The sequence below is a fragment of the Cytobacillus eiseniae genome (assembly GCF_017874625.1).
Classification (GTDB): domain Bacteria; phylum Bacillota; class Bacilli; order Bacillales; family Cytobacillaceae; genus Cytobacillus; species Cytobacillus eiseniae.
On the sequence record NZ_JAGIKZ010000055.1, the window covers coordinates 1 to 1,798 of the forward strand.

Consider the following 1,798-nt stretch of genomic DNA (forward strand, 5'->3'; position numbering starts at 1 on the left):
CCCCCTCTGTTAGGATAGATGTCGTAGACAACTTTAGTGTATAGTTTAATTAACACACGGAGGTTGATCGACATGAAAAGTAACAATGGAAAACGTTATACAGAGGAAATGAAAGAATCCATTCTTAAGAGAATGATGCCCCCTCACAATGAACCTGTAAGTCTGTTAAGTAAAGAACTCGGAATTACCGAACCCACTCTATACAAGTGGAGGAAAGAAGCTAGAATAGCTGGAAATCCAACTCCTGGAGATGGTCAAGGTTCTGAACAGTGGAGTAGTGAAGATAAGTTTCTGGTTGTCATGGAAACCTACGCTATGAATCAAGCAGATCTAGCAGAGTATTGTCGAAAAAAAGGTCTATATAAAGAACAAATTGAAGCATGGCGCGAATCTTGTCTACACGCAAACGGTCGTGAATCTAATCAAACAAAGCAGTTGAATCAAGAATTAAAAGAGGAAAAAAGAAAGGCAAAAACGTTAGAAAAAGATTTGCGTAAAAAGGAGAAAGCATTGGCAGAAGCTGCCGCCTTATTACTTCTCAGAAAAAAGGCCCAAGCGATCTGGGGGGACCAAGAGGAAGAATGATTAACCCATCAGATCGCGCACTAGCAGTAGATCTCATCCAAGAAGCTAACCAAAATGGTGCGCGATTAGCCCTGGCGTGCAAAGAATTGAACATTAGTGTGCGCACGTATGAACGGTGGATTTCAGAGGGAGGAATTAAGGAAGATGGGCGCCCAATGGCCTCACGTCCAGAGCCGAAAAATAAATTAACGAATGAGGAAAAACAAGAGATTTTGGAGGTTGTAAAAAAAGAGGAATTTATAGATTTACCACCCACCCAAATTGTGCCGAAATTAGCTGATCAAAGTATTTATATTGCCTCTGAATCTAGTTTCTATCGAGTACTTCGTGAGCAAAATATGCAACATCATAGAGGAAGAAGTAAAAGACCAGAACGCAGATTACCAGAAAGCCATTTAGCAACAGCACCAAAGCAGGTTTGGACATGGGACATTACGTGGTTAAAAGGGCCGGTGAAAGGTATGTATTACCGACTCTATTTAATTATTGATATTTTTAGTAGAAAAATAGTAGGTTGGGAAATTTGGGAAACAGAGGAATCACAATACGCTGAGGAGTTAATGAAAAAGACGGTAATTAGCGAGAAAATTCAAGGAAGACCACTGGTGTTACATTCCGACAATGGAAGCCCTATGAAAGCCGCAACATTCCAGGTCTTACTTGAAAAACTGGGGATTCAGAGCTCCTATTCAAGACCCAGGGTAAGTAATGATAATCCCTATTCTGAAGCGATGTTCAGGACTCTAAAATATCGACCTGAATTCCCGTACAAGGGATTTGAAACATTAGAGGTTGCGCGCGAATGGGCATTAAAATTTGTGAATTGGTATAACTGTGTACATTTACACAGTGGAATTAATTTTGTGACGCCAGAGCAATGCCATACAGGTGGCCATATGGAGATACTGAAAAAGCGCAAAGAAGTTTACGAACTAGCGAAGCAAAAGCACCCAGAGCGTTGGTCACGCTCAACTAGAGACTGGAGTGCACATGATTCGGTGGCTTTAAATCCTATGAAAGAAAAAATAGAAAAGGATGAAACAAAATAGCCTCACTGCAGCCAAGCTTGAAACTACCCTTTTCCTTCTCATCAAAGAACAGAATGAATTCTGTTCTTTGATGAGAAGGCCACCAAGCGAAGCGCGGTAGTAACCCCTAACATTTTTACACTAGCAAACAAGTGAAATGCGACAACTATCTTGACAAACACCGA

At 40.9% G+C, this 1,798-nt stretch carries 1 pseudogene; it reads left to right on the plus strand.

The features are described 5' to 3' along the window. The first annotated feature begins 72 nt into the window (after positions 1–72). Positions 73–1,634, plus strand: a pseudogene (locus J2Z40_RS19630) (IS3 family transposase). Positions 1,635–1,798 lie beyond the last annotated feature (164 nt).